Genomic DNA, 25,344 nt, shown 5'->3' with positions numbered 1-25,344 from the left:
AATCATGTCTTGATTTGGACTCTAAGTTCCGCTCAGTGTTGAGCTTACTGCTCATTACTGAAACTTATAGTAGGATAAAAGGAGTACAGTATGAAAAACCCGAGTGGTAATGAAGTTGATACAGACAGTGATTTAGACGGTATGGCAGCTGAGCAAGGATTGACTGAAATGCATCATCAAAATATTGATGAAGCTCGTATCGATGAAGTGTTAGTGGAAGAGGCGATACAAGGTTCTCACTATCCCGACATCCGTGATATAGCGGATGATGATGCCGTTGCTCACAGTCATGATGACGAATAAGATAATTAGATGCGGATAACGGTTTGCACCTTAATCTAAGTATCTGTTTAATAAGTATCTGTTTAATAAGTATCTGTTTAAATTGTTAAATAAAAAACACCCCTATTTAAAGTAGGGGTGTTTTTTATTTCATTTTTTGTTTTAGCTATCTAATAAATCATAGTGATATTAAGCCCACCCTTCAAGAGTAGCTGCCCATCCCGCTGCTAATGGCTTGGCCAAAGCTTCCATCAAGTCTATGTGCGCTTCATCATCATTTAAAGCTGGAATATAGTGGTACTCTTTTCCGCCTGCATTGATAAAGTTATCACGATTTTCCATTGCCAACTCTTCTAAAGTCTCTAAACAGTCGGCGGAAAAAGCAGGACTCACCACCTGCACTGAACGGACGCCGGCTTTACCCCATTCCTCTAATGTCACATCAGTATAAGGCTTGACCCACTCTTGTTTGCCAAATCGAGATTGGAAACTAATAATCCATTCATCCTCTGTCAATCCCAATTCCTGAGCTACCTGAGCAGCAGTACATTTACAGCGTTTGGGATAAGGATCACCTTTGTCGGCATAGGGTTGCGGAATGCCATGGAAGCTGAACATTAACTTTTCAGGCTTGCCATGTACCGCTTGGAATCGACGGATTGAATCTGCCAATGCTTTGATATATAACGGATGGGCAAAGTAGTCTTTAACAATCGTTAAGTTAGGCAAATTGCGCTGCTTTAACGACCATTTGGTCACCGCATCATAGACAGCACCACCCGAGGTAGCCGAGTATTGTGGAAACAGAGGCAGAATCACAAAGTGGTCTACGCCTTCACTACGCAGGCTATCCATCACATCAGGCAACCCTGGATTGCCATAAGTCATTGCCGAATGCACAGACACCTCAAAAGGCGCCAAACTGCCGTCTAAACGACTCTGTAATTTTTCAACTTGTTGCGCTAGTATCCTGCGAATGGGAGAATCTCCCTTCCAAACACTGGCATAAGCTGCTGCTACCCGCTTCGGGCGACTGGGTAACACAAATAAATTTAAAATAATCGCCCATAAAAATTGAGGTATCTCGATCACCCTAGGGTCAGATAAAAACTGCTTAAGGTAGCGTCGTACTGCTGGCGCTGTCGGCTCATCTGGGGTACCCAGGTTGACGAGCAAGATGGCAATACGGGGAGGCTTATTTGGTTTCATAATGCACTGAATATCCTTGCTGAATCTGATTTATGGGTTATATTTAGAAAAGTTTTACTGTATTTGCTGTAGTTATAGGTTAATTTTTACGGTATTTAAAAACTAATGTAGAGCAGATCTGCTCAAATCTCTACTGTATTACTTGGTTTATTAAATTTATCTGGTCATTAGGTTAGGCTGATAACTGTGATATACAACAGCTGAAAGCACGCCATTATTGACAACAAATGTTGATTGACCCTAAACCTTCAGTGTACCATTATTGGTCATCGTTTTACTAAAGTAACCCAAACAATCCAAGCCAAAATGCGCTCAATCTTCAGAAGAATTATTCTAGGTAAGACGGCCACAGATGCAAGTTGTACTTAAAGACCCTTACGCCTACAATAGCTAGAACTATAATGCAGTACCCACAACCCTTACAACTGACATAGTAACCATCATTATCGAGGTAATTTTGAGTATCCCATCTAGTACCCGGTCGACCCCGATAGATCCCAAATTTGTTAACTCTGTGGGAATTGTTACCCCGCAGACGATGCATTTTGATACCCCTTTAGCTTTAGAGTGTAATCGAACTCTGCCTGAGTTTGACCTAGTTTATGAAACCTATGGTGAGCTAAATGCAGATAAGTCCAATGCGGTCCTTATTTGTCATGCGCTCTCGGGCAGTCACCATGCGGCAGGCTGGCATAGTGCAGAAGATGAAAAACCCGGTTGGTGGGACAATATGATTGGCCCTGGTAAAGCTATCGATACCACCCGCTACTTTGTGGTTTGTCTCAATAATATTGGCAGCTGTCATGGCTCTACTGGGCCTACCACACCCGTTCCTGAGTCAAGTGTTGATGGCACACCCGGCAAGCCTTATGGTCCAGATTTTCCTTTAATTACCATTAAAGACTGGGTGAAAACTCAGGCCATGCTTTCAGATCGTTTGGGTATCGAAGTTTGGCATGCAGTGGTAGGCGGCTCAATGGGCGGCATGCAGGCACTACAATGGTCAGTCGATTATCCAGAACGGTTAAAACGCTGCGTCATTATTGCCAGTACCCCTAAGCTTTCTGCTCAAAATATCGCCTTTAATGAGGTCGCTCGTCAGTCTATCTTATCTGACCCAGACTTTAACCAAGGTCGCTATTTAGAAGCCGGAACTTACCCTCGCCGTGGTTTAATCTTAGCCCGTATGGTCGGTCACATTACTTATCTTACCGAAGATGCCATGAAATCTAAGTTTGGTCGTGACTTAAAGTCGGGCAAATTTATGTATGGCTATGATGTTGAGTTTCAGGTGGAGAGCTATTTGCGCTATCAAGGTGAACGTTTTAGTAAAAACTTTGATGCCAATACTTACTTACTAATGACGAAAGCTTTGGATTATTTTGATCCTACCCGAGATTACGTTAGTGATGACACTCTGTCAGATTTAGAGGCTTTAAAACAAACGTTCAAGCACACCCGTTGTCAGTTCCTTGTTGTCTCATTTACCACGGACTGGCGATTTGCGCCTGCCCGTTCACAAGAAATTGTCGATGCTTTGATGGCCAATGATAAGCAAGTCAGCTATGTCAATGTCGACGCCCCGCATGGTCATGACTCGTTCTTGTTCGATATACCACGTTATATGGGCGCTATTAAAGGCTTTTTGAACGCGCCTTTTTTGAGCCAAAAGCAGCAAACCGCTACTGATATTAATACTGACGCCAAATCCAGAACACAGGAGAGCCTGACATGAGATTAGATCATGAACTTGCCAAACAATGGATTTCCCCTCACTCTCGTGTCCTAGATTTAGGCTGCGGTGATGGCTCTTTGCTTGAGCAAATGCAGCACTCTCTTGGGGTGACGGGATATGGACTCGAGCTAGATGAGGAGCACATTAATCAAGGTATTGCTAAAGGTCTCAATATTATCGAGCAAGACTTAAATGATGGCTTGGCCCGTTTTGCGGACAATAGCTTCGATACCGTGGTCATGGCACGGGCGCTACAAGCGGTAAAATCACCTGATACCCTATTATTGGACATGCTACGTGTGGGCCGAGAAGCAATTATCACTTTCCCAAACTTTGCCCATTGGCAAAACCGTCTACATTTGGGACTCAAGGGCTTGATGCCGGTCTCAGAAGCACTACCTTATGAATGGTATAACACCCCCAATATTCATCTGTGTACCTTTAAAGATTTTGAGAAACTGTGTGCTGATAATGACATCGACATCATTAATCGTTTTGCAGTGACAGATTCTGGCCCTGCTTCAAAGAAATACTCACCCCTTATGGCTTCATTAATTCGTAAAGCCCCTAATTTATTGGCAGATGTTGCTATCTATAGAGTGACAAAATCTAAATAGGGCTTTATAACAAATAGCTCTATGAAAAAGAGGTACCCCGTAAATTAGCGAAATTAATATTAGGGTCATTGGCCATTATGACGGCCAATGACCCTTTTTATTTGTAATGAAGATTTAAAGCGTATCGACAACGAAAAATCTCAAAAATTAGCAATTTAATGCTAATAAACAACCAAAATAACCCATAGAAGATTGTTACTGAGGCCTTTCTGGTATTACTTAGTTACAAATAACTGATGTAATTTTACTGTTAAATTATTTTTATAAGCCCTTTTTGGGTTATCAACGTTTGAGTTTCGTCTTTTTGGGTGTTAAGCTATGTAAATCTTGTCGATTATATGTTATCGACCTAACAAATCTAATTAAATTTACATTGTCACTATCATCTTAATTTGTCTCCAACTTAGCGTTAAACGTAGACGTTAACTTGGATTATTTTAGATTTTAAGTATTTATCACTAAATTTTAGCTCAGTGTTTGTTTAAATTTTTTTGTTTAAATACAGTCAATTTCTGGATACCCGTATGAAACTTTTAAAAGCAACTCTATTTACTGCTATGTTTGCTACTGCTGGCTTAGCTCAAGCTGAATTGGTATCAAACGTACCTTTAGATGTTTCTCGTTTTGAGATGATGGCGATCAATGAGTTAACCAGCCGCGCTACTCAAGGCAATAACCACGCCCAGTTCTACCTAGCCAAACGCTATCAAAAAGGGGAAGGCATCGCCAAAAACCCATTGAAAGCAATTGAATGGTATACCCGTGCTGCCAACCAAAACGTTACCCCTGCTCAGTTAAACCTTGGCATCATGTATGCTCGTGGTGAAGGCGTTGCAGTCAATGAACAGCAAGCCCGTTATTGGTTAGAGCGTGCTGCAAAGCGTGGTGATAACCGTGCCAGCTATACTTTAGCATTAATCGATGAAAAACAACGTAAACTGGTAGACGCTTATAAATGGTATGAGCTTGCTGCCCGTGACGGTATGTTAAATGATGAAGTTCGTACTAAAGCACGTGGTAAGATTGGCAAACTAGCCCTTAACTTATCAAGCTCTGATGTTGCGACTGCTCGCAGCCAAGCAGACAGCTGGTTCCAAAGCCAATAGTTAATGATAAAAACAACACTGAGAATTTTAACAACTGATAGTTAAAAATCCTGTATTGATAAGCACAAAGAAAAACCCCAGCCTTACGCTGGGGTTTTTTGCTTTAGATTTTGATTAATATTAGATTTTGGTTAATAAACGAATTTACCGGTTATATCAGTTACTGGCTGCCAGTTATGCGCAATGAGTTATGAGCTATTAGTTAACCGTTTTTAAGGTCGCTGTGGCCACCACTTCCCCATCAGCGTCTATCTGTTGTAGCACCATTTCATGACCCGTCTCAGTATCCATGTCGCTAACCACTTGCCATTGAGCATTGCTTTCATCAGCGGTTGGTCGACCTGTAGCACTGACAGAAATAGATTTGTTTTTTAAACGAATCATTGGTGGCTTATGAACATATGCTTTGTGCTCATAGCTTTGTGGCAAACCGTCTTCAGGTAAAGGCTGCGGACCGTCTTGCGGTAAAGAATGCTGCCCTAGATGAGCCAACAGATGCTCAGCAATGGTAGAGGCCTGTGCTCTTAATGGTGCCACATAACGACAAGGCACCCCATCAATTGACATGCAGTCACCGATGGCATAAATATCTGAATGACTACTTTGCAAGGTCGCCTCTTCTACCGCGATACCCAATTGTCTATCAAAATTTAAACCCGCACTATGAGGCAGAGTCTCATCTACCTTCAGTCCGGTACTGACTAAGATATGATCCACCTGCAGAGTTTGCTCACCCTCACCTAGACAATTGCTCACAGTTAACCGATAGCCGCCTTCGGCAAGCGCTGTCACCTGCTCTACTCGGCAGTTACCCATAAAGTTAATGCCTTGCTTAATTAACGCCTCTTTAATTTTGTTGCTAGCAATCTTAGGCAGCATTAACGCCAATGGTGCCTCATTCATATCCAATAAGCTGACCTTATGACCCGATTTCGTCAGATCTTCGGCGATTTCAGTACCCACCATGCCTGCACCAATAACGGCAATGTGCTGTGGCGCGCTTGCCGAGGATAAGGCCTGCTCGAAGTTGTGGAAATTATCGATATCATTAATATGCCAAACATTATCGGCATCGATAGTCGGCGGAATGGCCGGAACAGCGCCAATAGCCATTACCAGCTTATCGTAACCAATCTCGCCCTCACTAAGCACTATCTTGCGGTTTTCAGCATCAATACTTAATACAGTGGTGTTGGAGAGTAGCTCAATCTCTGCTTTATCCGCCGCTTCTTGCGCTTTAAAGCGTATCAAGTCTTCGGCGCTCTTTTGTTGACTAAACGCTGCTGAGAGCATAGGTTTATGATAGCGATGCCCTTTATCAGCCGCAATCAAAGTGATGCCAACCTCTTTGTTTAACGCCCGTATGGCATCTACCACTGTCCAGCCCGCTAACCCCGCCCCTATAATCACAATCTGCTGTTTGGTCTGCTTTGAAAGATTGGTATTTGAGGCCGCTTCATTCTGCTGCTGGCCAATGGGACTAAACTCAGATTTACCTACTCCGCATAAAGGGCAACTAAAACCTTCCTCTAATTCACTGAAGCTCGGTACAGTATCTGAAGTGTTGTTAGATTCTGGGGGATATACCCAGCCACACGCTTGGCATTCATATTGGGTTACGGTCATTTTTTATCCTGTTTAGTACTAATTTATTGATAGAGCATCCCGCTCATGTTTAAACAAAGCCACTTAAATAAAACTACTTAAATGAAGATAATATAATACTCAGTAGCCACTCACTCTATCTTATACCAAATCTAGAAATTAACCTATTTGTGAAAGCGAGTCTATTAAAGTAAGCGCAAACATGACAAGTAGCAGGTTCAGCGAGTTTGATAAAAGTGACTTATTTTATAGTAAAGGTATAACAACTCATTTGATGCTGAAATAACCGCTGCATAAAAAAACGCCCCAATCATAATGATGGGACGTTGGTATTAATATAGAGTGTCGATAAGACTCAAAGGATCTAATCAGCTTAAAGCTTATTTGGTTTCGTTGAACAGCTCACGGCCAATCAACATACGGCGAATTTCGCTGGTACCGGCACCAATCTCATAAAGCTTCGCGTCTCGCCAGAAGCGGCCCAACGGATATTCATTGGTATAACCATTACCGCCAAAGATTTGAATGCCTTCTCCTGCCATCCAAGTCGCTTTTTCGGCACACCATAAGATGACACTGGCACAATCTTTACGTACTTCACGGCTATGACCGGCACCACGTTGATCTAACAAATCTAAGTTTTTGCCAACTGTGTATAAGAAACTGCGACCGGCTTGTAAAATAGTATACATATCCGCCACTTTGCCTTGAATCAGTTGGAACTCCCCGATAGATTGACCAAACTGCTTGCGATCATGAATGTAGGGAATCACATTGTCCATCACTGCTTGCATAATGCCGACTGGGCCTGCGGCCAATACTGCACGCTCATAATCAAGGCCACTCATCAGCACTTGAACGCCATTATTTAAGCCACCCATAATATTTTCTTCGGGCACAAACACATTATTGAAAGTCATCTCACCTGTATGACTGCCACGCATACCTAGCTTATCTAGCTTTTGCGCAGTACCAAAACCTTCCATGCCCTTCTCTACCAAAAAGGCTGTAATACCTTTAGGACCTAGCTCTGGATTAGTTTTGGCATAGACCACCATTACGTCTGCATCAGGACCGTTGGTAATCCACATTTTGCTGCCATTTAACACATAACCGCCGTCTTTGGCTTCAGCACGTAACTTCATGCTGGTTACATCGGAGCCAGCACCCGGCTCACTCATGGCCAAAGCACCTACAAACTCACCACTGATTAGCTTAGGCAGAAACTTTTGCTTTTGAGCTTCGCTGCCATTACGCTTAATTTGGTTCACACATAAATTTGAGTGGGCGCCATAACTTAATGCCACCGAAGCAGAGGCACGGCTAATTTCTTCCATCGCAATCATATGTGCCATATAGCCCATATTAACGCCGCCGTACTCTTCAGGGACAGTGATGCCATGCAAGCCTAAATCACCCATCTTCTGCCATAAGTCCATCGGGAACTCATCGCTACTATCAATTTCCGCTGCCCTTGGAATAATCTCTTTTTCAGCAAAAGCTCGAACCGTATCACGGAGCGCTTGAATGTCTTCACCCAATTGAAAATCTAACCCTGGTAAACTCATAAATATCCTTTTTATGCTTAGTTAGCGATTGAAAAAACGTGTTAAAAAATTACTAGCGACGTAAAAGAGCGGTCGCTACTTTCGAACCATTTTTGCGACCCAAAAAGTCACTGATACGTTGACCTGCGACAGCCAACTTGTCTAAATCTATACCGGTTTCAATACCCATGCCCTGTAGCATATAGACCACATCTTCAGTCGCCACATTACCGGTAGCGCCTTTGGCATAAGGACAGCCACCAAGGCCAGCGGCAGAGGTATCATACTGTGCTACACCCAAACTTAATGATGCCAAAATATTGGCCAAGGCTTGACCATAGGTATCATGGAAATGCCCTGAAATATCGGTCACATCAATATATTCCATTGCTGCTTTTAACGCATTTTGTACCTTGATAGGCGTCCCGACACCGATGGTATCTGCCACCCCAATATGCTCGGCCCCAATATCGACTAAGCGTTTAGTGACATAAGCCACTTGGCTGGGAGCAATTTCTCCTTCATAAGGGCAACCCACTGTGCAGGAGATAACACCACGAACTTTAATACCTGCTGCCTTTGCGGCTTCAGCCACAGGCGCAAAACGCTCAATACTTTCATCGATACTACAATTAATGTTCTTCTGGCTGAAGGTTTCACTGGCCGACCCAAAAATAACCACTTCATCAGGGGCAAATGCCAGCGCATTTTCAAAACCACGCATATTGGGAGTCAGTACTGAATAACAGACATCTTTATGACGATTGTTGTCTCTGTTAATGCGCTGCATTATTTCGCTGTTATCGCCCATCTGTGGCACCCATTTTGGTGACACAAAACTGGTGGCTTCAAGCTTTTTAATACCGGCATCAATCAGCCCTTCAATCAGCTCAAACTTAACATCAGTGGGCACGGTTTGTTTTTCATTTTGCAGCCCATCACGGGGGCTAACCTCAATAATAGAAACCTTATCTGGATAATTCATTGGCATTACTCATCTTATGTTATGTTGCCGTTATCTAGTGATTGTCTTAACGTCATTTGGCCGCTGTTTAGCTATGACTTAACTTATTATTTAACTGCTATTGAACTATTAGGGCGACCCACTTAAGCGGTCTCTGTGTCTAATCTCAATAGCTCATCACCATCGGCCACCAAATCACCTGGTGCAAAGAGTAGCTCTGCCACCACCCCATCAGCTGGGGCATTGATGGTGTGCTCAATCTTCATGGCTTCAATCACTGCCAAAGGTTGGCCTTGTTTCACTTTATCTCCAGCGGCCACTTTGAAGGCAACCACTTGGCCTGGCATCGGCGACTTTAAGCTGCCTGCTGCCTGAGTATCGCCTTCAACATGTGCCATGGCGTCAATTAAGGTAATCGTACCACTGCCCTCTTCGGTGAAGACCTGTACCTTTTCGTTTTCTACCCAACTTTGAACCTTTCGACGTTGTCCATCAAGCCACAGTACATAACTGTCGCAATCTGTGCTCTTATATTCCACAAAGCCCTGATATACCGCCTCTGTCGCTGTGACAGAATTATCTTCACTAGTCGGTCGAACCGTTAATTCAAAAGTATGACTGCCCTTATCTACCAACTGTTTCGAGTTAGTTATTACCGCTGTATAGCCTTGCGCTTCATCGCCTTTATTTAAAATCAAATCGAATTGACGCTGATACTCGCTATAACCACGCCAGCCACCAAGCTGACTAAAGGGATCATGACTTTGCACCTTATTTTGACTTACTTTGGCTTGCTGTTCGGCCATCAACTTATTAATCACCGCCGTTGAAACCAATATCGGTAAAGGTAAAGGCTGTTGGTCAAACAACACCTCTTTTTCACGCTCAATAAGTGCTGTGTCTAGCTTAGCTTGGCTAAAGGACTGGGTTGCCAGAATATGACGTAAAAAGGCCACATTGTTGGGCAGACCCACAATACGGGTTTGTGCCAAAACCTGATCTAATTTTGCCAAGGCTTGCTCACGTGTTGGGGCATGCACAATCAGCTTTGCAATCATAGAGTCATAAAACGGGCTGATCACATCGCCTTCTTCCACCCCATCATCTACCCGAACATCGCTAATACTAAATTTACTGTGCTGAGGCTTACGGTAAGTGAATAGCGTACCTGTCGCCGGTAAGAATTCATTGTCAGGGTTCTCAGCACAGATACGGGCTTCAATAGCATGGCCATTAATGGTCAAATCTTGCTGTTTCACTGGTATTTCACCGCCAGCTGCCACTAACAGTTGCCACTCTACCAGGTCCATACCAGTAATGGCTTCGGTAACAGGGTGCTCTACTTGAAGACGGGTATTCATCTCCATAAAGTAAAAGCCCATCTCTACGTTGCCCTCACTAGAAGGTCTTTGTTCAACAATAAACTCTACAGTACCGGCACCCACATAGTTTACGGCTCGTGCCGCATTAATGGCGGCCGTCCCCATTGCTTGACGCATCGCTTCATCGACACCTGGAGCGGGAGCTTCTTCTAACACCTTTTGATGGCGACGTTGTACTGAACAATCACGCTCAAATAAATGAACGTAATTACCATGGCTGTCACCAAATACTTGAATTTCAATATGACGTGGATTTAAAGCGTATTTTTCGATAAGTACCGCATCGTTACCAAAGCTGGTTATGGCTTCGCGGCGGCAAGAGTCTAATAAACTGATAAAGTCTTCGCTTCTCTCGACTAGGCGCATGCCCTTACCGCCACCGCCTGAACTGGCTTTGATTAATAAAGGATAACCAATTTTATCGGCTTGTTGATGCAAAAATTCAGGGTCTTGATTGTCGCCATGATACCCAGGGATAAGTGGTACCCCAGCCGTTTCCATCAACTGCTTCGACTCTGCTTTTAAGCCCATTGCGGTAATCGCTGAAGCTGACGGGCCGATGAAGACAATACCTGCCTCTTCACAAGCTTTGGCAAAAGAGGCGTTTTCACTTAAAAAACCATAACCCGGATGAATGGCTTCAGCCCCAGTTTGTTGCGCAATTTTGATGAGTAAATCGCCTTTAAGATAACTGTCTTTCGGTGCTGAGCCGCCCAGGTAAACCGCTTCATCACAGACGCTGACGTGCTTGGCATAGCGATCAGCATCAGAGTATACCGCGACTGTGCGCACGCCCATACGCTTCGCAGTGGCCGCCACGCGACAGGCAATCTCTCCACGGTTGGCGATTAAAATTTTAGAAAACATAACTATTCCTTTAGATGTTGGCTCTCTTGAACATGGCCCTATATGTATTTTTTCCTTTATGATCTTGTCTTTTATATTCAATAAAGGAAGATAATGTAGTACTGCGAATTGTTAACTTAGCCAATTAGGCTTACGCTTCTGCAAGAAAGATTGAACGCCCTCTTTGCCTTCATCAGATGCTCTGATATCCGCAATGCCTTCCACCGTTTTGGCGATCAATGTGTCATCAATGGTCTCACTTGCTACATAATGCAGTAGTTTTTTGCATTCCTTAACCGCATTTGGGCTGTTATTACGCAGCTTTTTGACAATTGACGCTATTTTTTCATCCAGTTCAGTCACAGCCACGGTCTCATGGACCAGCCCCACACGTTGCGCTTCGGTCGCATCAAATACTGCTGCCGTTAAGAAATAGCGATGTGCTGCACGTGCACCCATTGCTCTAATGACATAAGGACTAATGGTGGCAGGCGCCAATCCTAAGCGTACTTCACTTAAGCAGAAATTAGCAGAGTCCACCGCTATCGCAATATCACAGACAGAAACCAGTCCAATACCGCCAGCATAAACATCACCTTGGATAGCGGCCACTGTCGGTTTGGGGCAGCTGTAAATAACGCTAAGCATTTGAGCTAATTTATCAGCATCCGCCAGGTTTTCCTCACGGCTATAGTCTGCCATAGCTCGCATCCAGTTTAGGTCGGCCCCTGCACAAAAGGCTTTGCCTTCTGCTGCCAAAACAATGACTCGAACCTCATTGCTATCACTATTACTAAGTTGGGTAAATACCTGATTTAACTCTTCAATAACCTTATCGTTAAAAGCATTACGCTTATCAGGACGGGCTAAAGTTACGGTAGCAATATAATCCTCGACCGTAACTTTTAAAGTAGTTAATGTCTCTAAGTGCGCTAAGGAAGTTGGTAGGGAGTGACTAATCGTCATAAATATCTCGTTATCTATTCTTTAGAGTAATGGGCTATATAAGCTGAAACAGATTAAAAAGTTAACGCCAGTTTGGCTATCGAGTATGGCAAGCTGAATGACATACTCTAAAAACGTTACATCCTAAACACGCCAAACTTAGTCTCTTCAATCTTAGCGTTATAAGCCGCACTTAAGCCAAGCGCCAATACTTTACGGGTATCAACAGGGTCAATCACTCCATCATCCCAAAGGCGCGCACTGGCATAGTAAGGATGACCTTGTTTCTCATACATCTCTTTGTAAGGTGCTTTAAACGCTTCTTCCTCCTCAGCGCTCCACGTCTCGCCCTTGCGCTCAATATTGTCACGCTTGACTGTGGCCAATACCGACGCTGCTTGCTCGCCGCCCATTACTGAAATACGCGCATTCGGCCACATCCACAAGAATCTGGGGCTATAAGCTCGGCCACACATGCCGTAGTTACCTGCTCCGAATGAGCCACCGACGATGACCGTGAATTTCGGCACCTTGGCATTGGCAACTGCCATGACCATCTTCGCACCATGACGGGCAATACCTTCGTTTTCATACTTGCGGCCGACCATAAAGCCGGTGATATTTTGCAGGAACACCAAAGGAATATTGCGCTTACAGCACAGCTCAATAAAATGCGTGCCTTTTTGAGCCGACTCACTAAACAGAATACCGTTGTTAGCGATAATACCCACTTTCATGCCTTCGATATGGGCAAAGCCACAGACCAAAGTAGTGGCGAAACGGGCTTTGAATTCATCAAATTCGCTGGCATCGACAATACGTGCAATAATTTCACGAATATCAAAGGGCTTACGGGTATCGGTAGGAATTACGCCATACAGCTCTTTGGCGTCATATTTTGGTGGTCTAGGCTCGATTTGATTAGGGATGTATTTTGGCTCACGGTTTAGGTTGCCTACGATGTCACGTGCCAACGATAGGGCATGCAGATCGTTTTGGGCCAGATAATCAACCACACCTGACAAACGGGTATGGACATCACCACCGCCTAGATCTTCTGCACTGACCACCTCACCGGTAGCCGCTTTGACCAGTGGTGGTCCTCCCAAGAAGATAGTGCCTTGCTCTTTAACGATAATAGACTCATCGCTCATGGCAGGCACGTAAGCACCACCAGCGGTACAGCTACCCATAACTACGGCAATCTGAGGAATACCGGCAGCACTCATATTGGCTTGGTTAAAGAAAATTCGACCAAAATGCTCTTTATCAGGGAATACTTCATCTTGGTTGGGCAGGTTTGCGCCACCTGAATCGACTAAGTAGACACAAGGTAAGTTGTTCTCTTGTGCAATCTCTTGAGCGCGCAAATGTTTTTTGACCGTCATCGGGTAGTAGGTTCCACCTTTGACCGTCGCATCATTACAGACAATCATACACTCGATGCCGTTAATACGTCCGATACCGGCAATTACTCCAGCCGCAGGAATATCCGCATCGTACATATCAAAGGCCGCCATGGGTGCCACTTCCAGAAAGGCAGTGCCTGGGTCCAAAAGACGCTCAACTCTTTCACGAGGTAATAGCTTGCCTCGTGCTAAATGTTTGGCCCTAGAATGTTCAGGCCCCCCTTGTGAAATCTTCTTTAGATGAGCATGTAAATCATCTACCACTGCTTGCATGGCAGCAGTATTGTCGGCAAACTCTTTTGAATTCGGACTTAGCTTACTGGTAATAATGGCACTCATGACATCCCTTATCTATGGTTGCGGTATCGCTGTCGTTGTCTTTTTTAGATTTATAATTTGCAGATTTATAACTTGCGGTATGAAATAAATGCTGCTTAGGGCTTTGGTACTAAGACCTTAGAGCCCTAACTCTTCAATCATCATTTCGGTAATCTTGTACTTCTGGATTTTACCGGTGATGGTCATCGGGTACTCTTGCACGAAGCGGAAGTACTTCGGTATTTTGTAATGGGCAATATTCTCTTTACAGAACTGCTTGACCTCTTCTTCGGTCAATTCGACATTTTGTTTTGGAATGATCCAAGCCGCCAAGACTTCGCCGTATTTCTGGTCGGGCACACCGACGATTTGAACATCGCTAATTTTCGGATGACGGTATAAATAGTTCTCAATCTCTACTGGATAAATATTTTCTCCGCCCCTGATCACCATGTCTTTACTACGACCCACCACTTTGATATAACCCTCTTCATCCATCGTGGCCAAGTCGCCGGTATGCATCCAGCCATCTTTAATGGACTCACGGGTTTTAAAGCGGCTGCCCCAATAGCCTTTCATTACTGAGTAACCACGGGTTAACAGCTCACCTGTTTCACCAATAGGTACGACCTCTCCGGTTTCAGTATTGACGATTTTTACTTCTAGATTGGGCTGCACCAAACCTACTGTTGAGACCTGCTTGTCTAGTGGGGTGTTTTTGTTGGTTTGGCAAGAAACAGGACTGGTTTCAGTCATGCCATAAGCAATCGTTACCTCGCTCATGTGCATCTCATCGATGACGCGACGCATCACCTCAATCGGGCAACTTGAACCGGCCATAATACCGGTACGTAAGGTTGATAAGTCATATTTATCAAAGTCTGGATGCTCAAGCTCTGCAATAAACATGGTGGGAACGCCGTGAAGGGCAGTACATTTCTCTTCCTCTACCGCCTTCAACACCGACAAAGGCTCAAAGCCGTCATTGGGATAAATGATACAACCGCCATGGGTTAAGATTGCTAGGTTACCGAGCACCATGCCAAAGCAATGGTATAACGGTACAGGAATACACAACCGGTCCTCAGCGCTTAGGTCCATTGCCTCGCCGATAAAATAACCGTTATTTAAGATATTGCGGTGGGTTAGCGTCGCCCCTTTTGGGGTGCCTGTGGTGCCACTGGTAAACTGGACGTTGATGGGATCAGTATTTTTTAATTTTGCTTGGCGCTCAGCAACTCGAGGATCATTGGCATCACCCTCTGTCATCCACTCTGAGAACTTTTGCATAAAGCCAAACTCTTCCTCAGTGTCTGGCTCATCAATCCAGATGATGCGTTCTACAGTCGGTATTTCGACCAAGTCTAGCTGATAATAAGGCTTATGATAAATCTCTGGACACAGTTCACGAATGATTTTGGCGTAATCGCTTGATTTGAAATGACGCATTAAAACCAAAGCTGAACAGCCTAGCTTATTGAGCGCATACTGTAATTCAAAACTGCGGTAAGCGGGGTTAATATTGACTAAGATAACCCCTACTTTGGCAGTAGCCAACTGCATCAATAGCCATTCTGCATTATTATGCGACCAGATACCGATGCGGTCACCAATCTCCAGCCCCATCTCAATCATGGCACTGGCCAATTGATTTACTTTTTGTTGTAGCTCACGATAGCTCCAGCGGATATTTTGATGACACACCACTAAGGCTTCTTGATCTGGGTATTTTTCAACCACAGCATCAAAGAAATCACCAATAGTGGCTTCAATTAAAGGGGTTTTAGGCCCCCAATCATGGCTCATTTTCAAAGGAGCATTGGCTGATCTATCGCCCATACTAACGCCTTGTAGAGCATTTAAATCAAAAGTGGGAGCTTGTTTGGAGACAGAAGAGGTGGTAGAAGTATTATCTGACGCGTGGGTGGAACCAATCATAACGAATCCTTTCGTTGCTATTAACTATCTAAAATTACGAACCATCTAAGATATAGGGTTGATGCTACGTTATCTTTCTTGAAGCCACTTCTAGTGACGCTCATACAAAGAAGCACTACCCTGCCTAAATTCCATTTAGTAACTTATCATGTTGGTGACTTAATATCAGTGACTCTACTGGTCACTATCACTGTATTTTCTGTATCGCTTTAAGTGTGTATCAACAACAATAAAGGCCAGTACCTACTATTTATTCACTTTCGAAATAATGACAAAATAGTGACAAAACAGTAAGTTAGTTAAGCTATGTCCGCGTAAATCTAGGACACAGTTGTTTACCGCTCTAATATAAAGGCTAATTACAACTGATGTCAACAACAACCACTATTAAACGTCATATTAGAATTTATTCGCAAGATTTGACTGGATTAGTATGCAAAAACTTACCTTTAATACTCTTTTTTATATTGATAAACTGAGCAGTATCCCCAATATATAGCACTTAAATAAAAGTCTATCGGTATATCTACCTAATTTAATGACCACTTACCATTAACTTATTACTTTCAATTTATCGAATGAATTTACTGAGCTATTGAATGAAAGCTACCGAATGACCCCTTTATCTTATCGAACAATATTTAACTGATAACCGCACCATATAACTGATTGAGACATTAAATGACCGAACTTACTGATTTACGTCAACGCTTTTTTATTGCTGACTCACCTGTCCGTGGTGATGTGGTACGCTTAAAACAAAGCTATGCCACTATCACTGCACAGAGAGAGTATCCGGAATCAATTAAGCGTCTATTGGGTGAAATGCTCACAGCAGCCAGCTTATTGATTGGTACCCTGAAGATTGACGGTACGTTATCTATCCAGCTGCAGTCTTCGGATGAGAGTAGCTTGCTCAGCTGGGCAGTGGCAGAATGTAACCAGTCAGGTATTATTCGTGCTTTAGCCAGTTGGAAATCAGACACTGAACAGCAGCAGCAAGCATGGGCAAACAAGACCAGTGCCGATGATGCTTTTGCAGAATTAGGCGCAGTCGGCAAAGGCGTGATGTTCATCAACATTCAGCCTGCTAAGGGAGAAGCTTATCAAGGTATCGTGGAAAGAAGCCATGATAATTTAGCCGAATGTTTGGCCCATTACCAATTACAATCTGCGCAAATCCCAACCCTCATTAATTTAGCGTGTGATGGTTTACAAGCAGGCGGTATCTTAGTGCAAATGTTGCCACGTACCGCAGAAGAGATGTATGAAGTAGAACAGAACGAAACCGCAGGTATTGATGATGATTTGTGGACGCGTCTGACCCTACTTACCCGTACCGTTAAGTTTGAAGAGTTAACCACTTTAGATGCTAATGAGATTATTTACCGCTTATACAATGAAGAAAGCGTGGTTGCGCCTGAACCTATTGCCCTAGAATTTGGCTGTACCTGTTCTCGTGATAAGTGTGAAGCAGCCATTGCCCAAATCGGAGAAGCTGAAGCGCTCGAAATCGTTGAAGAACAAGGCGGCACTTTTGAGATGGACTGCGGATTCTGCGGGTCGGTCTATAAGTTTAATAAGGCTGATATTGAAGAGATATTTGATTAAATAGCCCATTAATTGCTGCACTAAAAACCTCCTATGCCACAAGCTTAGGAGGTTTTTTATTGGCTTCTATTCATTAATACCTTTTATTTTTTTACGCTGTTACATTTTTTCTCTGCACACGACAAAAAAATCATCCCCATCCGATTTTCATAGGTTTAGGGGTTAAAAAGCTAACTAATTGTCGAAATACAGTCTTATCATTGTTAAAAAATACCAAACGAAGACCTTCAATCAATAAATCCAGGCCAAGCGCAAACAAACTGGCTTGAGGTCGAGCGTTTGACTTTAACTTGCGTTTTAACGGCTTATCTTTGTCTTTATAAATACCGACATGATAAGCCCAACAAAATGCTAAGGCGTTCACTGCGACTAATTTACTGACCCGATCAAGATGGGTTAAGTGGGTATCTTCAAGATTAAAGCCACGCCCCTTTAGACAAGCAAATAAAGTCTCAATTTCCCAACGCTTAGCATAGCTTGTCATCGCATCCACTGTTTCTAGTTGATTGGTTGCGACAATCACTAAACCATAGTCTTTATCACGCTTGGCAAATACTCGAACCAAACAACCATCGACAGTCAGTATTCGCCCATGTCGATATGTTTCTTGATGGCTAACATGGCGCAATAACTCTTTAATCTGTACCAGCTTGCCATGATGATTCCTAACTTTACTGTTCTTCTTAATCCGTATGGCAAAGGGTATGTGATTATTGGTGAGCCAGTTAAACCATTTTTCGCCAACAAACTCTCTGTCTGCTACTATCATCTCAAGGTTATCTTTGCCAAATTGTTTGATAAACCGCTCAATAAGTTCACAGCGTTCAAGATGGTTTGTATTACCTCGCTTATCTAGCATTTGCCAGTATAAGGGGATGGCTATCCCTTTATATACCACTCCTAGCATAAAGATGTTGAGGTTACTTTTACCCCATTTCCAGTTGGTGCGGTCAATGGTTAAGGTGACTTTGCCTAGTCCAAATAGTCGATATATCATCAAAGCCAGTTGATCGTAGTCTATCCTCGCTTCGGCAAAAAATCGCTGTAGTCTGCGATAGTGGCTGTCGGTTTTACCACCCTTAGGAAGGTGTCTTGCTATTTTTTTTAAGACTACTGCTTTGAGCAGTAATCAGGGCTATTATCATTAGGCTCAAACAATTGATTCTTGCCTTGTTCATGCTCAGGTTTTGGGTTAAAGTTTCACTAAGTCTGTTAAAGTTTGGCATGGTCTGATTCGTCTTAAAAATTACTATTATGCCTTTGCTTTAACAGACTTTTTTGTTTTTTTGTCGTGTGCAGAGACATTTTTTATAACCGAAAACTTATAACCGAATGCTTATAACTAAAGACTTATAGTAGGGTATGGATAACACGCTTCCTAGTTATACTAGAATCTCAATCTCCTCATCAACATCTTCTTTGATAAAAGACTGAATACGAGGCTGTAGGGCTAAATCGCTCTGGCCATTTTCATCGAGCCACTGTACCACTTGCTTATGCACACGGCGGTCATACTGTATATTAATGTGATTAACGCCATAGAACACCGCTTTGTGGCCTTCGGGCACATATAGCGTATGTAATTCGCCAGCTTCGCCCAATGCAGATTCAATAGTCACTAAACCATCGCCTACCAAATTAGTCGCTTTAGAGTCATAGACACCTTCCACGATTGAACCGGCAATAAAATAAGTTCTGACATGACGCGGCAGTCTTGTGGGGTAATGAAATTCTTCTGGCAACACATCGCGCTCTTTTAAATATTTCCAGTCTTCCTCTCGAATACTGCCATGACGCAAATCAATGATGCCGGCACTGCGAATATTACCCATTTTAGACAGTGAGGCCGCAAAAGGAACCTTACCAATCACATCCAATACATAATAACTAATGCGCTCAAGTACCGCACCTTGATGCGGCGTGCCTAACGTGATGAGGTTACCAACACGATCTCCCCAGTGCAGTCTGTCTTGCTGAGCATAAAAAAGAGCACTGCGTGCCACTAGCCCGCCCATGCTATATCCCACCAAATCGATTTGGGTAATGTGTGGATTTTCGGCGACTAGCTGCTGTAAAAGATGAGACAAATTTCGGCCGTTTTGTGAAATGCGTTGGCCCGTATTGTAATCCAAATAAAGTACGGTGGTTTTAGGTTGGCTCAATGCGATACTTTCGCCCAGACTGTCCTCTTCACAAGGCCGCCAATTTAGATAGCTTAGACACAGTCCATGGCACAAAAGCACCACCCGCCCAGACACCTTATTGCCTAGTGGTTGTCCATATCTGTCATAAATGACCATCGGTACCGCTAGCGGATTTTTTTGAGTAACTAAATGGTCGCCTATCATGCCATTAATGACATTGACCACCTGCTTCAACTTATCGGGCAATACTTTGTCATTGTATTTTCTTAATGTTTTGCGAGACAGCTTAATATTGGTTTTAACAACTCCACTACCTATCTGGCGTACCAAATAACGCATACCGTTGTAAGCCTGACGGGTAAGCCCACTCTGCCAACGACTTAAATTATCGTCATTAAAGCGGCCCAATGGTCTAAGTAGAAGTTCAGCATGTAAAGACTCGACGATCTCGGTTACCTCGAGCACGCCAGTGGTGGTTAAATGACTCAACCCCTCTAATACATCTCCCACTGTCAGAGGTGTATTTTTAGGTGCAACTGTATTATCTACAGCCGCTAGCTTTATGATTTCCGCTTCATCCAACTTATCTAAGGTGTCCATTTTTTCATGAAGCTCATTTAAAAAAATGGGTCGATAGGGCGTAACAAGCTCGCATCTTTCATATAAATCGTAATGCTTTTCTGAGTTGTCTTTAGTCATAATTTCATAATATTAATGGGGGTAGATTCTGACATCTTATCCTGTCTTCTAAATAAAGTAAAAACCTCAAATGTTAAACATTTGAGGTTTTTGTATGAGCAGTATTACTTAAAGAAAATTTAAGTTTTATTGTTAATAATTATGATAGCTTTAATCCCAAGTATCCCACTGCTGCGCCGTAACTGTCTTTATAGTTACGATGAATTAATGGTAGCACTTGAGCGGCAACTTTAGGATTTTCTGCTATGCCCTCGCCTGGGTGCTGGAAATTACTCATAATATAAGTAAAGCCATTCACTTCATCAACCGCATGTAGACCTGTTGACTCTGCCCCTGCTGGCGTCGATAAAATACGGGTAAGCTCATGGGTATCTACGTTATAGGCCCATAAGAAGTTATTAACATGAGTACCCGAATCTTCCCCAATAAATAAAGTACGCATTTTTTCAGAGAATTTAATGTTATCTGGGCAAGAAACTTTGTCAGGATGCGATTTATTACCTAACTCATCGGCTGCAATGTCTTGACCCGCTAAATTTGGTGGTACTGACATACTGACTGGAACCCACTCAGAATTAATCGCGGTATTGGTATTTAATGTCTTTTGACCGCCACTTAATTTATGAGCGTACACTGCGCCAGATTTGTTTTCAGCGACTTGCACACCATAATCACCATATTTCACTGGATCGACCATTGATTTCTCAATTCTGGCCATGGCTGAATAAGCAATTTTGTCTTTAACGTTGATTGCGGTACCTTCCATTTTGGTAAAGGCTAAGGAAGCACCTTTTAGAGCGGCATAACGATGTGTTTCTAAGAAAGCAGCTGCTTTTTCAGCATACTTGTTTTTGCTATTAAGCTTCACCCAGTTTGGCTTACCACTATAATAAATCTTAGTATAGCTAGTGTCTTTCGGGTCTTCATATTTGACACTCATGATGTCTTCTGGCTTGAAGGTATTGGCCATGGCTTCAATTTCACTACTGGTGGCATGACCCAAATGAATCCATTGGGTTAAGAATTCACCAGTGCCTACCCCTTTAGGAGAGGTTTGTTTTACTTTAGCCACATATAAATTACCTGAAGATAGGTCGCGAGGTTTATCAGCGACGAACATAAATAGCCCGCCATTGGTGGCATCATCACCCATTAATGCAGTACGCTCATCTGGCATCATTTGGATTAGCTCATGAGAAATACGACCTAGGTTATAATGCTTTTTCACAAAACCCGTGCCATCAGGATTAACGAAAACCTCTGGCATATGACCATAATGATAAGGATTGGCTTTGTTCTGATCACCATATAGCGCTTTACTAAAATCTAGGAATTTACCGTCATCTTCTTTGGCTAAATTATGGGCATCAGGCTCGTATTCTTCAGAAGATAAATGTGTGCCCCAAGGTGATAAAGACGCGCCACAAGTAATCCACAATCCATGAACAGGTGAGGTATCAACATTGTGATACTTAACCAGTGTTAACTCGCCGCTTTTTGGGTTTTGATCCAAAGTAAGCACCGCGATAGGAGATGGCAGACGTCCCCAAGTCTCTTTGCCTGAGCGGTCCATACTAGCATACTCAAACTGTACCACCGCAAAGACAGGGTTACCTTTAACGCCAGGAACCTTGGCACCCTTCATGGTGATTAGTGAAGAGCCATCTGGACAGTTAGAATAAAAAGGCACAGGCTGACCTGCTGAAGCATCATAAAGCGGTTTGTTGTTAATATCGTATAACTGTCCTGCGCGAGTGGTGCCGCCCATACCATCTGGCACCATATCACCGGTCACAAAAAATGGGGTGTAGGCTAAGTCATAGATTTGCTTACTGCCATCGGTGAAGTCGGCTTGCATCTTAGAGTCCACATAGACCGTTGCCATCTGTTCTGGATTGGCCAATGAAGGGGCCTGCATACCGATGAATTTAACCTGTCTCACCGCCTTGGCCATTGGCATTAACGCCGAAGCTGAACCAGCCCCTACTTTATTGACAGAAGAGGTGGTGGTACAGCCTGCCAAAGGTAACATAGGCACACCGGCTAAAAAGGTTATAACACTTCTACGCGTGGCGGATGTTTTTAAAATTCCATTGGCTGCGTCGTGGTTTTGAGTGTGATTGTTAGTGTCCCTATTTTGCTCAACGACTTGGGTCATTTTTATTCCTTAAGATACTTTAAGAGGGGCTATCAAGAATTAGTATTTAGGCCGATTTACAAAAAACTGCTTAAATGAAACATTGCATTAGCCTAATAAAAGTAAATGACAGTCTGTTTAAGGATTTATGACATAACAATGACAAAGGCTCTAAAGCCCATAGACTATTGCCTGATTTGAAATTTGAAGTTCATAAAAAAGCCGCCATTTAGATAATAGCGGCTTTTTAGAGCGGTTCTTACAATCCGGCAATAATTAGCTTGCCAGTGACTGGCTTGTTAATGATTGACCTGCCATTGATTAGGCCACATTAGCCTGCCATTCATAATCACCTAGCTTTAAAGTCAGAGCATCGCCTGCCGTTAGCATACCCACCCCACTTGGGGTACCGGTCATAATTACATCACCCGGTTGTAACCCAAATGCATGACTGATATCGCTTAATAACTGATATAAGGGAAATAGCATCAGCTCAGTGTTGCCATCTTGGGTCAGTTGATCATTGATATACAGCTGATAATTAACCGCACTAAAGTCACCAAATTCTTCTGGAGAAATCCAGTCACCTAGCACACAAGCCCCATCGAAACACTTGGCACGCTCCCAAGGATGACCCTTGTCTTTCAGCTCACTTTGCAAATCACGTAGGGTTAAATCCAGTCCTAAAGTCACCGCATCAATTAGACCAACGGTTGCCTTAACTTCCTCTAGTGAGGCTGAGTTTAGCGGCGCACCGATACGCACACACAGCTCAGCCTCATAATGGACGGCATAGGCCTTATCTCTTGGGGCATCCATCACTTTACTAGGAACAAGTTCACGAGTGCTAATAATACTCGACGCAGGTTTCATAAATAAAATAGGTCGCGTCGGTATTTCATTGCCCAACTCTGCAGCATGAGCCGCATAGTTACGCCCCACACACACGACTTTGCCTATGGTTGGTATTGTATTTTGGTTTACGCTAGCGTTTGAGGGTGTCTCAGAAGTTGTGGTCATTGTCTAATCTCGCAGTGTAAGCACAGAAGTAAAATATAGGGTCATTTCAGTAATAGCTATATAAGTATAAAGTATTAGCCAAAAAAACAGCCAGCATATAAATAGCTGGCTGCTTACTTTATCAAGGAATAGTATGGGTGGCCACATCGGGTGGCACATAATTAGCATGACGGTTCATACGTTTTTCTATCAAACGGAAAGTCAGTAGAATCACCCAAGATAAGACCAGATAAATAAGACCGGCCGCAAAATACAATTCAAAGATGGTATAGGTACGGGCGCTAATGGTCTTAGCAATACCGGTGATGTCCATCAAAGCAATGGTCATAGCCAGTGAACTGCCTTTTAGCATAAAGATCACTTCGTTACTGTAAGCCGGTATCATAATGCCAAAAGCACGCGGCAAGGTAATACGGGTCAGTTTTTGCCAACGTGACATACCAATGGCATCTGCCGCTTCAAGCTCACCCGGCGGAATAGACTGAATTGCCCCACGAATAATCTCAGCAGTATACGCACTGGTATTCAAAGTAAAGGCAATAATGGCACACCAAAATGGCTGCTTTAAGACCGGCTCCCATAAGAAAGACTCTTTGATAAACTCAAACTGGGATAGCCCATAGTAAATTAAGAAAATTTGTACCAGTAATGGTGTCCCACGGAAAAAGAAAATATATAAGAAAGGCAGTACTTGCACCAACTTATTAGAAGACAGGCGCAATAACGCCAAGCCCAGTCCGAAAATTAACCCCAAGACACCTGAGATAACCACCAGTTTAACGGTTAACGCCACACCACTTAGTAAATCAGGTAGGTAGGTAAAAATTACTTGCCAATTCCAATCCATATTCGCCCCCTACCCTTTCGTTGCATTAAGTGGTTGCGAGACGTGCTGTTTCGCAATTTTTTTGGCATAGCGCTTTGCAGGATTTGCCCGCCACTCAAGCCACATCATAAAGGCGGTGACCACAATTGTTAGTCCCAAATAGATAAATGCCGCTGCCATATAAAAAGTAAAAGCTTGTTGGGTTGCTTGGGCCCCACGTGCAGCATGATACATAATATCTTTTAATCCAACCACAGAGACCAAAGCGGTATCTTTTAACAGCACTAAAAACAAATTGCCAAGCCCGGGTAATGCCAAACGCCATACCTGAGGCACAATAATACGGAAATATACCTGCATGGGCTTCATACCCAACGCTTCTGCCGACTCCCATTGCCCTTTGGGTATCTCTTGAATGGCCATTCTGAATACCTCTGTGGCATACGCCCCAAACGCAATAGAAAGCGCCAATACCCCAGCTAAGAACGGACTAACCTCGACATAATCGTTATAGCCGAAATTTTGCAGCACCGCCATAATAAGCATGGAGCCGCCGTAGTATAAAAATAATACCAACAACAGCTCTGGTATGCCGCGCATGGTTGCGGTATACACTGTGGCAAGTTTACGAAATATCCAAATCTTAGAAAGTTTGGCGGTAGCCCCTAACAGCCCCAAGACCAAACCTATTGCAAGACTTGATAAGGCAAGTTTGACAGTAATCAACGAGCCACTAAGTAAGAGATGTCCAAAACCTTGCAAATCAAACACGTGAGAAGCAACCTAAATAATGAGAAGTAGAAGAAACATCAATATATGATATGAGATATTACAACTGAGTACTTAATAACCGTCCTAAATTTGGGGCAATCATTAAGTGTATTGAGCAACACTGAGATTAATCGTTTTTTACGATTCCGTGCAAACGGCGAATTCTAACATATTATAGGGCAATTGGTTAAGTATAAGATGAACACTGTATATTGTTCAATAGATTATAAAAG

General features: G+C 43.2%; 19 protein-coding genes. 5 read left to right on the top strand and 14 right to left on the bottom strand.

Features of this window, described 5'->3' with window-relative positions; genetic code table 11:
• Positions 1–90: 90 nt before the first annotated feature.
• Positions 91–303, top strand: coding sequence for a hypothetical protein (locus LK453_RS06285; RefSeq protein WP_007395746.1), 213 nt, complete (start codon positions 91–93; stop codon positions 301–303).
• A 168-nt stretch (positions 304–471) separates the two neighbouring features.
• On the opposite strand, the gene hemH is transcribed toward LK453_RS06285, so the two are convergent.
• The gene (gene hemH / locus LK453_RS06280) at positions 472–1,491 is read right to left on the bottom strand and encodes a ferrochelatase (protein WP_201536543.1); all 1,020 of its coding nucleotides are present in this window, start codon (positions 1,489–1,491) and stop codon (positions 472–474) included.
• Positions 1,492–1,954: 463 nt separating this feature from the next.
• On the opposite strand from hemH, the gene metX reads away from it, so the two are divergent.
• The 3 genes from metX (at position 1,955) to LK453_RS06265 (ending at position 4,949) form a co-directional block, all read left to right on the top strand.
• Positions 1,955–3,226 (top strand): homoserine O-succinyltransferase MetX, encoded by a 1,272-nt coding sequence (gene metX, locus LK453_RS06275; protein ID WP_265088907.1) that lies wholly within the window; start codon positions 1,955–1,957, stop codon positions 3,224–3,226.
• Positions 3,223–3,843, top strand: a complete 621-nt coding sequence (gene metW, locus LK453_RS06270; protein WP_201536540.1) for a methionine biosynthesis protein MetW — start codon at positions 3,223–3,225, stop codon at positions 3,841–3,843. Before metX ends, metW begins: the two co-directional genes overlap by 4 nt.
• A 524-nt stretch (positions 3,844–4,367) precedes the next feature.
• The gene (locus LK453_RS06265; RefSeq protein WP_007395751.1) at positions 4,368–4,949 is read left to right on the top strand and encodes a tetratricopeptide repeat protein; all 582 of its coding nucleotides are present in this window, start codon (positions 4,368–4,370) and stop codon (positions 4,947–4,949) included.
• 198 nt (positions 4,950–5,147) lie between these two features.
• Here the strand turns inward: LK453_RS06265 and LK453_RS06260 are convergent, their stop codons facing one another.
• The 7 genes from LK453_RS06260 to LK453_RS06230 all read right to left on the bottom strand — a co-directional run bounded on the left by LK453_RS06260 (position 5,148) and on the right by LK453_RS06230 (position 15,903).
• Complete coding sequence (locus tag LK453_RS06260) at positions 5,148–6,575, bottom strand: FAD-dependent oxidoreductase (RefSeq protein ID WP_201536537.1); 1,428 nt, start codon at positions 6,573–6,575, stop codon at positions 5,148–5,150.
• Positions 6,576–6,934: 359 nt separating this feature from the next.
• The gene (locus LK453_RS06255; RefSeq protein WP_007395753.1) at positions 6,935–8,122 is read right to left on the bottom strand and encodes an isovaleryl-CoA dehydrogenase; all 1,188 of its coding nucleotides are present in this window, start codon (positions 8,120–8,122) and stop codon (positions 6,935–6,937) included.
• 52 nt (positions 8,123–8,174) lie between these two features.
• Positions 8,175–9,092 carry a hydroxymethylglutaryl-CoA lyase gene (locus LK453_RS06250; protein ID WP_320157805.1) on the bottom strand — a complete coding sequence of 306 codons (918 nt, stop codon included), beginning with the start codon at positions 9,090–9,092 and terminating at the stop codon, positions 8,175–8,177.
• Positions 9,093–9,208: 116 nt separating this feature from the next.
• Complete coding sequence (locus LK453_RS06245; protein WP_201536534.1) at positions 9,209–11,314, bottom strand: acetyl/propionyl/methylcrotonyl-CoA carboxylase subunit alpha; 2,106 nt, start codon at positions 11,312–11,314, stop codon at positions 9,209–9,211.
• Between the two features lie 111 nt (positions 11,315–11,425).
• Positions 11,426–12,259, bottom strand: a complete 834-nt coding sequence (locus LK453_RS06240; RefSeq protein WP_201536531.1) for an enoyl-CoA hydratase/isomerase family protein — start codon at positions 12,257–12,259, stop codon at positions 11,426–11,428.
• Positions 12,260–12,375: 116 nt separating this feature from the next.
• Positions 12,376–13,986, bottom strand: a complete 1,611-nt coding sequence (locus tag LK453_RS06235) for a carboxyl transferase domain-containing protein (RefSeq protein WP_201536528.1) — start codon at positions 13,984–13,986, stop codon at positions 12,376–12,378.
• A 117-nt stretch (positions 13,987–14,103) separates the two neighbouring features.
• Complete coding sequence (locus LK453_RS06230; protein WP_201529152.1) at positions 14,104–15,903, bottom strand: AMP-binding protein; 1,800 nt, start codon at positions 15,901–15,903, stop codon at positions 14,104–14,106.
• A 681-nt stretch (positions 15,904–16,584) separates the two neighbouring features.
• On the opposite strand from LK453_RS06230, the gene hslO reads away from it, so the two are divergent.
• Positions 16,585–17,514: an Hsp33 family molecular chaperone HslO gene (hslO, locus tag LK453_RS06225; RefSeq protein WP_007395759.1), complete on the top strand. Its 930-nt coding sequence runs from the start codon at positions 16,585–16,587 to the stop codon at positions 17,512–17,514.
• A gap of 130 nt (positions 17,515–17,644) precedes the next feature.
• Here hslO and LK453_RS06220 read toward each other — a convergent pair whose 3' ends face one another.
• The 6 genes from LK453_RS06220 to LK453_RS06195 all read right to left on the bottom strand — a co-directional run bounded on the left by LK453_RS06220 (position 17,645) and on the right by LK453_RS06195 (position 25,111).
• Entirely contained in the window at positions 17,645–18,640 is a 996-nt protein-coding gene (locus LK453_RS06220) for an IS4 family transposase (protein WP_227945199.1), read from the bottom strand.
• A 256-nt stretch (positions 18,641–18,896) separates the two neighbouring features.
• Positions 18,897–20,357 (bottom strand): PGAP1-like alpha/beta domain-containing protein, encoded by a 1,461-nt coding sequence (locus tag LK453_RS06215; RefSeq protein ID WP_201536525.1) that lies wholly within the window; start codon positions 20,355–20,357, stop codon positions 18,897–18,899.
• Between the two features lie 139 nt (positions 20,358–20,496).
• Entirely contained in the window at positions 20,497–22,515 is a 2,019-nt protein-coding gene (locus LK453_RS06210; RefSeq protein WP_379652727.1) for a PhoX family protein, read from the bottom strand.
• Between the two features lie 300 nt (positions 22,516–22,815).
• Complete coding sequence (locus LK453_RS06205; RefSeq protein ID WP_201536522.1) at positions 22,816–23,514, bottom strand: fumarylacetoacetate hydrolase family protein; 699 nt, start codon at positions 23,512–23,514, stop codon at positions 22,816–22,818.
• A gap of 121 nt (positions 23,515–23,635) precedes the next feature.
• Positions 23,636–24,361, bottom strand: a complete 726-nt coding sequence (locus LK453_RS06200) for an ABC transporter permease (protein WP_201529159.1) — start codon at positions 24,359–24,361, stop codon at positions 23,636–23,638.
• Between the two features lie 9 nt (positions 24,362–24,370).
• A complete protein-coding gene (locus tag LK453_RS06195; protein ID WP_007395764.1) occupies positions 24,371–25,111 on the bottom strand; it encodes an ABC transporter permease in 741 nt (246 codons plus the stop codon).
• Between the last annotated feature and the right edge of the window lie 233 nt (positions 25,112–25,344).

Source organism: Psychrobacter sanguinis, assembly GCF_020736705.1.
Lineage (GTDB): Bacteria > Pseudomonadota > Gammaproteobacteria > Pseudomonadales > Moraxellaceae > Psychrobacter > Psychrobacter sanguinis.
Note: the sequence above shows the minus strand (reverse complement) of the source record. Positions and strands in the feature narration are given on the sequence as shown.

Bases quoted from the DNA above. Each gene is read 5' to 3' on its own strand.
- hslO (WP_007395759.1), top strand. From the start codon at position 16,585: ATGACCGAACTTACTGATTTACGTCAACGCTTTTTTATTGCTGACTCA.
- LK453_RS06230 (WP_201529152.1), bottom strand. From the start codon at position 15,903: ATGATTGGTTCCACCCACGCGTCAGATAATACTTCTACCACCTCTTCT.
- LK453_RS06285 (WP_007395746.1), top strand. From the start codon at position 91: ATGAAAAACCCGAGTGGTAATGAAGTTGATACAGACAGTGATTTAGAC.
- LK453_RS06200 (WP_201529159.1), bottom strand. From the start codon at position 24,361: ATGGATTGGAATTGGCAAGTAATTTTTACCTACCTACCTGATTTACTA.
- LK453_RS06210 (WP_379652727.1), bottom strand. From the start codon at position 22,515: ATGACCCAAGTCGTTGAGCAAAATAGGGACACTAACAATCACACTCAA.
- LK453_RS06245 (WP_201536534.1), bottom strand. From the start codon at position 11,314: ATGTTTTCTAAAATTTTAATCGCCAACCGTGGAGAGATTGCCTGTCGC.
- LK453_RS06235 (WP_201536528.1), bottom strand. From the start codon at position 13,986: ATGAGTGCCATTATTACCAGTAAGCTAAGTCCGAATTCAAAAGAGTTT.
- metW (WP_201536540.1), top strand. From the start codon at position 3,223: ATGAGATTAGATCATGAACTTGCCAAACAATGGATTTCCCCTCACTCT.
- LK453_RS06205 (WP_201536522.1), bottom strand. From the start codon at position 23,514: ATGACCACAACTTCTGAGACACCCTCAAACGCTAGCGTAAACCAAAAT.
- LK453_RS06215 (WP_201536525.1), bottom strand. From the start codon at position 20,357: ATGACTAAAGACAACTCAGAAAAGCATTACGATTTATATGAAAGATGC.
- LK453_RS06265 (WP_007395751.1), top strand. From the start codon at position 4,368: ATGAAACTTTTAAAAGCAACTCTATTTACTGCTATGTTTGCTACTGCT.
- hemH (WP_201536543.1), bottom strand. From the start codon at position 1,491: ATGAAACCAAATAAGCCTCCCCGTATTGCCATCTTGCTCGTCAACCTG.
- LK453_RS06240 (WP_201536531.1), bottom strand. From the start codon at position 12,259: ATGACGATTAGTCACTCCCTACCAACTTCCTTAGCGCACTTAGAGACA.
- LK453_RS06250 (WP_320157805.1), bottom strand. From the start codon at position 9,092: ATGCCAATGAATTATCCAGATAAGGTTTCTATTATTGAGGTTAGCCCC.
- LK453_RS06255 (WP_007395753.1), bottom strand. From the start codon at position 8,122: ATGAGTTTACCAGGGTTAGATTTTCAATTGGGTGAAGACATTCAAGCG.
- LK453_RS06260 (WP_201536537.1), bottom strand. From the start codon at position 6,575: ATGACCGTAACCCAATATGAATGCCAAGCGTGTGGCTGGGTATATCCC.